Below are 6,879 nucleotides of genomic sequence, written 5' to 3'. Positions count from 1 at the left end.
TGATAGCTGATAGCTGATAGCTGATAGCTGATAGCTGATAGCTGATAGCTGATAGCTGATAGCTGATAGCTGATAGCTGATAGCTGATATCTATTCCCTTTTATTTTAGCTACAATACGCGCCGAACAAATTTTAGGTAATAGCCCCCTTGAAAAATCCCCAACATAACTCAGTATTAGTTTTACGTGCTCAGCAAATTAGCGAATCGCGCCGTGAGTTTAATGCCCGCGGTGGTAAAATGGACCGTTGTGAGCAATGTTTAATAGCTAAGCATTACTGTATATGTGAGGGGGTAGAGCAAGCGCAGTGCGATGCTGGGGTGTGTTTATTAATGTATCATAACGAAAGTTTTAAACCCTCAAACACAGGGCGTTTAATAGCTGAAATAGTCCCAGATAACTATGCATTCAGATGGGATAGAACAGCGCCAAATGCTGAGCTATTAGCCTTATTAAACAACGCTGATTATCAACCTATGGTGATATTTCCAGCTGAAGATGTAGAGCCGGGCAGAGCAACCACCGAAGTAAATATTACGCCTGGTAAAAAGCCATTATTTATATTTTTAGATGGCACCTGGCGTGAAGCTAAAAAAATGATCCGCAAAAGCCCGTATCTTGATAATTTACCTGTGCTGTCGATCACGGCTGATAAACTATCAGATTACCGTTTACGCGTTGCACCTCACGCTTATCAGTTAGGCACTGCTGAGGTAGGCATTATGGTGTTAGCGCTCGCAGGTGAGCAAGATGCCGCCTTAAAGCTTGAACAACACTTTATAAAATTTCGTGATGCGTACTTACTTGGCAAGCGAAATAAGGGCAGGCCACAGTAACTTAATTTTAGACAAAGAAAAGCGCGCTCTATCTCTAGGCGCGCTTGCGGAATCTTCTAATTTTGCATCCTGCAATTGAACTTAATCAACTCCAATTTTTACTTATCCATGTGATTACGATATTACTTTTTAGTTCTATGTAATTTAGGCTATCCGGGCCTATCTCCTTTAAATCCCTGTACATCCTGTATTGGTAAAAACTATTACCCATTCCTTTTAGCACGTCCTAGTGCAGTCCGTTAATTTACAATTCCATTGCGTTGCCTCAAGGGCCTGTCCATTTAATTCCGTGTAACTTCCTGTTAAACAACTATCCGATGTTGTTATCCTTATTGTATCATCCTGATACGTTCCTTTGTGCAACAATCCATTGCGATACTCATCCTGAGCCTGTCCTAATTTCCGTGTTGTCCGTAGTAACCTAATCATTGGTTGTTCGAGTAAGCAGTCCATTTCCATTTACTCGATAAGCATCACTGCTTGGTTGATTAAGTAATTGTAGCGTGTTGATGCAACTAAAATAGGTTAAAACGGTAATAGTTTTACTTATAAAATATGAGAATTTTAATAATGTTAATTAAAAACAATACCTTATAGTAATTCTAACTAGTTGTTATCGCTTTTTTTACTCATTAGCTGTCACCCCTGTAAGAGATGTCTTACGCAGTATTTCTGTTTTGTACATTAATTACTTATTTACATTTATGTAAAGAGTGTATATTTTCACTTATCGCGATAAAATTCCCTGTAAATAAAGACTATTTAGGTACACTGATATGAGAACTGCATTGGCTATACTCACCTGTATTATTAGCATTTCACCTGCATTTGCGAGTGATGTTGTTAATATTTACTCTTTTCGTCAACCGTTTCTAATTCAACCAATTTTAGACGATTTTACAAAACAAACGGGCATTAAAACGAATGTGGTTTTTGCAAAAAAAGGGTTAATAGAGCGCGTTAAGCGTGAGGGAAAACACAGTAAAGCCGATTTAGTCTTAACATCTAACTTTAGTGCACTCATTCAGCTAGAAGACCTAAATTTAACGCAAAGTATTAACAGCGATCGTATTAAAAATAATATCCCCGCATCATACAGAGATAGTGGTGGGCAGTGGGTGGCGTTAACTAAGCGAGTACGTAATGTGTACTCATCAAAAGAGCGCCTAGGTGCATTACCTGAACTTACCTACGAAGATTTGGCAAACCCTCAGTATAAAGGGCAAATTTGTACTCGCTCTGGTAAGCACCCTTATAATCTTGGCTTGGTTGCTTCGATGATTGCTCACCATGGCGAGGCAAAAACTAAAACATGGCTAGAAGGTGTCAAAGCTAATTTAGCACGTAAGCCACAAGGCAATGATCGCGCGCAGGTCAAAGCGGTTAAAGAAGGTTTGTGCAACCTTGCTTTAGGAAATAGCTACTACCTTGGCAAAATGCTTCAAGACGACGAACAAAAAGCATGGGCTGAGTCTGTTTATATTAATTTCCCTAATCAGCAAAATCGCGGCTCACACATTAATGTATCGGGAGCTGTTATTACTAAGTATGCAAAAAATCCTGATAATGCCCTTAAACTTATTGAGTTTATGAGCGAAACCAAAGCACAGAACATGTATGCCTCTGTAAATATGGAGTACCCAGTTAAGCAAGGTGTTGAGCTATCAAGCTTAGTTGCATCTTGGGGGAGCTTTAAAGAAGATGGCCTAGCACTCGATGAAATCAGTAAATATCGTCCGTTAGCCCTTAAGCTAATAGATGAGGTGAAGTTCGACCTTTAATGAATTTTATATTTAAGCTGTCTAAATGGCAGCTCTTTGCTTGGTCGACAGGCCTTTTATTGTCGGCCCCGCTGTTTTTTTTGATATATGAATCTTTACAAGGCGACTCAGAAGTATTTTCTCATCTGTGGGATACCGTGCTGTGGGATTATATTACCAATACCGTATTGCTTATTTTTGGCGTATGCCTGCTTAGCTGTGCAATTGCGCTACCGCTTGGTTGGCTCAGTGCGTATTGCTCCTTCCCCGGAAAAAAGCAATTTGAATGGGCGCTTATGCTGCCCCTTGCAATGCCTACCTATTTAATAGCCTATGTGTATACCGACTTGCTAGATTACGCAGGCCCGGTTCAAATTGCCCTTAGAGACTGGTTTGATTGGCACTCGCCAACGGATTATTGGTTTTTTGATATTCGCACTTTGCCCGGCGCTATGGTGATGATCGCACTTGTGCTGTATCCGTATTTATTTTTAATTTTTAAAACCGCACTGCGAGAGCAGTCATTTAAGTTAGTGCAAGCGAGCCAATTAATGGGCTTATCGCCTTGGCAAAGCTTTTTTAAGGTAAGCATAGTACTCTCTCGTGGCTCAATTGTGGCTGCCCTTGCGCTTATTAGCATGGAAACCATGGCCGACTATGCAACGGTGAGCTACTTTGCAGTGAGCACATTAACCACCGCAGTGTACGATACATGGTTTGGTTATTACTCACTCACAGCTGCAGCAAAAATATCAGGCGTTATGTTGTTACTGCTATTTTTAGCGTTAATGGCGGAGCGCTTTAGTCGGCGTAACCAGGCCGTATTTGAGCGCCAGTCGGGCGTTAATAGCGAGTCGTTGTATAAACTTAAAGGTAAACATGCATGGTTGGCTACGTCATTTTGCAGTGTTATTTTACTCATTGCTTTTATTATACCTATGTTTGTGTTGCTAAATTATGCAATAACTTACTTTGATAAAGCGTGGAACACCGCATTTTTTAGTTACGCGTGGCAAAGTTTAAAAGTGGCTATTATTGTCAGTGTGGCCAGCATAATACTTGCTACACTAATCGTTTTTTATCAGCGTGTGGCAAAGCAAGGCTACTCTTTAATACCAGGTCGCTTAGCAAGCACCGGCTACGCACTGCCAGGTACGGTACTGGCTATTGCAGTATTATTACCGCTTAGCGTATTAGAGAACTCAATAAATACAGCGCTTGAGAGCTACAACCTCGATATAGGATTATTACTAACCGGCAGCATTATCACTATTATAGTGGCTTACATAGTGCGTTTTTATGCTATAGCGCATGGTGCGATAGAATCGAGCTTTGTGCGTATTAGCCCATCACTAGATATGGCTAGCCAATCTATGGGTAAAAGCCAAGGGCAAACATTGCGCTTAATACACCTTCCTTTATTACGACGAGGGCTTTTAACGGCAGCATTACTTGTATTTATTGAGTGTATGAAAGAGCTGCCAGCCGCTTTACTATTAAGGCCTTTTGATTTTGAAAGCTTAGCTACACACGTATTTCAATATGTGAGCGATGAACAGCTTGAGCTTGCTTCTATTTCCGCTTTATTTATTGTTTTGGTTGGGTTGATCCCCTTGTATTTTATTAACCGTTCTATGGAGCAACACAGTTAAATGAGCCGTTTAAATTTACAAGGTGTAGGTTATCACTACAATGGCACCCCGGTGTTAAACAATTTGGATTTAACGGTGGGCCAAGATGAAATAGTGTGTTTACTTGGTGCCAGTGGCTGCGGTAAAACAACCACCTTAAAAGCCATTGCTGGCCTTATTGAAGTAAAGCAGGGGAGTGTATCTATAGAGGGCAAATGCGTAAGCGATAAGGATACATTTGTCTCTCCAGAGCATCGTAATATTGGGATGATGTTTCAAGATTATGCTCTGTTTCCTCACCTCAGTGTGGCCGATAATATCGCATTTGGACTAAGTAAAATAAGTAAAGCTCAAAAACAGCACCGGGTAGAGGAAATGCTGGAGCTGGTGCATTTAACAGGATGTGCAAAACGCTACCCTCATCAACTCTCAGGTGGCCAGCAGCAACGTGTCGCTATTGCGCGAGCGCTGGCTTATAAACCTAGCTTATTGCTCCTTGATGAGCCTTTTTCGAACATAGATACACAAGTGCGTTTTGAGCTAATTGCTGATATTCGGCGCATTATTAAAGCGCAGCAGGTTTCTGCGGTGTTTGTTAGCCACTCAAAAGAAGAGGCCTTTGCGTTTTCGGACACGTTGGCCATAATGCACCAAGGAAAAATAGCCCAACAAGGTACGCCAGAGCAGCTTTTTGCCAAGCCAAAGACAAAGGAGGTTGCAGAGTTTCTGGGTCAGGGCATATACTTAGGCGCAGAAGTGTTAACGGCAACTGAATACGAAACCGTTTATGGTGTTGTGGAATCGCAGCAAGAACATAAGCACAATGCAATAAAAGGGCTGGTGTATATACGTCCGCACCATATTGAGCTTGCGCAAAATACGCAGGCTGATAACCCTCAAAGTGTGAGCATTTTAAACCGTCGGTTTATAGGTTCGGCTTATGTTTACACTGTTTTAATTGCAGATCAAGAGATTGAAGTTGCCGCACAATATGGCCAGTCATTTGAAATAAATGAGCAGGTTATAATAAAAATAAAACCTCACACGGTGAATTTTTTCGAATCATAACAAACGTGTTATTCGCTGTGTTTTATAAAGCTAAGGAATAACAATGGCGCAAGCGCAATCTGGGATTTGTGCTGAAGCAAACTTACACGGTTTGCATTTATTTTTTAATGTATTTGATGGTCAAGACGAGTCATTGCGCGCAAAGCTAAAGCGCGTAAGCGCAATTGAAGAAGAGTTTAGTGATCAGTTCTCCGAGGCCATGCTCTCTTGCATGGTGGCCATAGGCGCGCAATATTGGCCGCATATACTACCTGAATATATCCCAAGCGAGCTGCAAAGCTTTCCTAATATAAATCACAGCGATTTTGTTATGCGCGTACAGCCCTGTGATTTATTTATCCAAATTCGCTCAGACCGAGAAGATGTTAATCACCTTTTTGCATTGCAAATATTAAAGTTGTTTTCGCCCGATGTAGAGCTGGTTGAACAAATTCGCAACTTTAGGTTTTTAGATGGGCGAGACTTTAACGGCTTTATTTACGCAGGCGATACCCCGCATGGGCGGCAAAAACGAATCACTGCACTGGTTAATAAGCCCGACAGCTTTGAACACCAAGGTAGTTATATTCATGTCCAACGTTATAAGCATGACTTGAGTGTATGGCAGCATTTATCACTCAGCGAGCAAGAGCATATTATGGGGCGCACGCGTTTAGATAACACTTTAATTGAGCCTAAGGTAGATACTAGCCACGCCACTAGAAGCGAGCTAAAAAATGAGAGCGGCCAAGCAATATTGCTTAACCAAAGCATGCCGTATGGCGATGTTTATGAGCAAGGTATGCTAAGTATTACATGCTCTGCATCGGGAAGTGCGTTTGAAAAGGTACTTAACAGCCGCATAGGAAAAGGGGAGTGTTACGACCATTGGCTTGATTTTACTCAAGCCGATATGGGCTCAGCGTTTTTTGCGCCGTCAGTTAGTTTTTTAAAGCAGCTTTAAACCGTATCAAATAAAATGCGTACGCGCTCAAGCGTAATGTCAATTTCAGAAATTTTTGCAGGCGCAATAAAAATAGTGTCATCCCCAGCAATTGTGCCTAAAACACCATCAGCTTTACCTAAAGAATCTAACAAACGAGCAATTAACTGCGCTGCGCCTGGGCTGGTGGTAATAATAATCATCATCTCGTTATGCATAATATCAATAACAAGCTGGCGCAGTGGGCTTTTAGCTGTCGGTACGCCCATTTCTGCGGGAAGGCAATACACCATTTCTTGTTTAGCATTACGGGTACGCACAGCGCCAAACTTGCTAAGCATACGCGACACTTTACTCTGGCTTATATTGTCAAAGCCTTGCTCTTTTAATGCTTCGACTATTTCGCCTTGCGAGCCAAAATTCTCTTCTTTTAAAAGTGCTTTAAACGCTTTTACCAGTGCTTCTTGTTTGTCTTGTGGTTGCATAGTCTTTATTCATTTTTGTTATTTATAATGCAAATTCTACACAAAAATGAATAATTATGCAGCAGTTGTTTAGTTAACTTGCCAGTTTGCTGCGATAAACCAACAAAGTTTACAACTATGGTCGAAAATATACCTGAAATAAGCAGGATAAATTTGTTTTTAGTCGCTAATTTCATTA

The 6,879-nt window shown here is 41.1% G+C and carries 6 protein-coding genes; 5 read left to right on the top strand and 1 reads right to left on the bottom strand.

Annotation, left to right across the window (positions count from 1 at the left end; translation table 11 throughout):
* Positions 1-148: 148 nt before the first annotated feature.
* From AN389_RS05990 to AN389_RS05970, 5 genes are all read left to right on the top strand, one after another.
* Positions 149-835 carry a tRNA-uridine aminocarboxypropyltransferase gene (locus tag AN389_RS05990; RefSeq protein ID WP_055019448.1) on the top strand — a complete coding sequence of 229 codons (687 nt, stop codon included), beginning with the start codon at positions 149-151 and terminating at the stop codon, positions 833-835.
* Between the two features lie 776 nt (positions 836-1,611).
* Complete coding sequence (locus AN389_RS05985) at positions 1,612-2,616, top strand: Fe(3+) ABC transporter substrate-binding protein (RefSeq protein WP_055019447.1); 1,005 nt, start codon at positions 1,612-1,614, stop codon at positions 2,614-2,616.
* Positions 2,616-4,247, top strand: a complete 1,632-nt coding sequence (locus tag AN389_RS05980; RefSeq protein ID WP_055019446.1) for an iron ABC transporter permease — start codon at positions 2,616-2,618, stop codon at positions 4,245-4,247. The genes AN389_RS05985 and AN389_RS05980 overlap by 1 nt, the downstream gene beginning before the upstream one ends.
* Entirely contained in the window at positions 4,248-5,294 is a 1,047-nt protein-coding gene (locus tag AN389_RS05975; RefSeq protein ID WP_055019445.1) for an ABC transporter ATP-binding protein, read from the top strand. It abuts the gene before it with no gap.
* 43 nt (positions 5,295-5,337) lie between these two features.
* Positions 5,338-6,237 (top strand): Dyp-type peroxidase, encoded by a 900-nt coding sequence (locus AN389_RS05970; protein ID WP_055017552.1) that lies wholly within the window; start codon positions 5,338-5,340, stop codon positions 6,235-6,237.
* On the opposite strand, the gene argR is transcribed toward AN389_RS05970, so the two are convergent.
* Positions 6,234-6,701, bottom strand: a complete 468-nt coding sequence (gene argR, locus AN389_RS05965; protein ID WP_004587918.1) for a transcriptional regulator ArgR — start codon at positions 6,699-6,701, stop codon at positions 6,234-6,236. The two genes, AN389_RS05970 and argR, sit on opposite strands and share 4 nt — an antisense overlap.
* Positions 6,702-6,879 lie beyond the last annotated feature (178 nt).

It is taken from the genome of Pseudoalteromonas sp. P1-7a, from assembly GCF_001401855.1.
Taxonomy (GTDB): Bacteria; Pseudomonadota; Gammaproteobacteria; order Enterobacterales; family Alteromonadaceae; genus Pseudoalteromonas.
The sequence above is the reverse complement of the archived record's forward strand: the minus strand, read 5'-3'. Positions and strand labels throughout refer to the sequence as shown.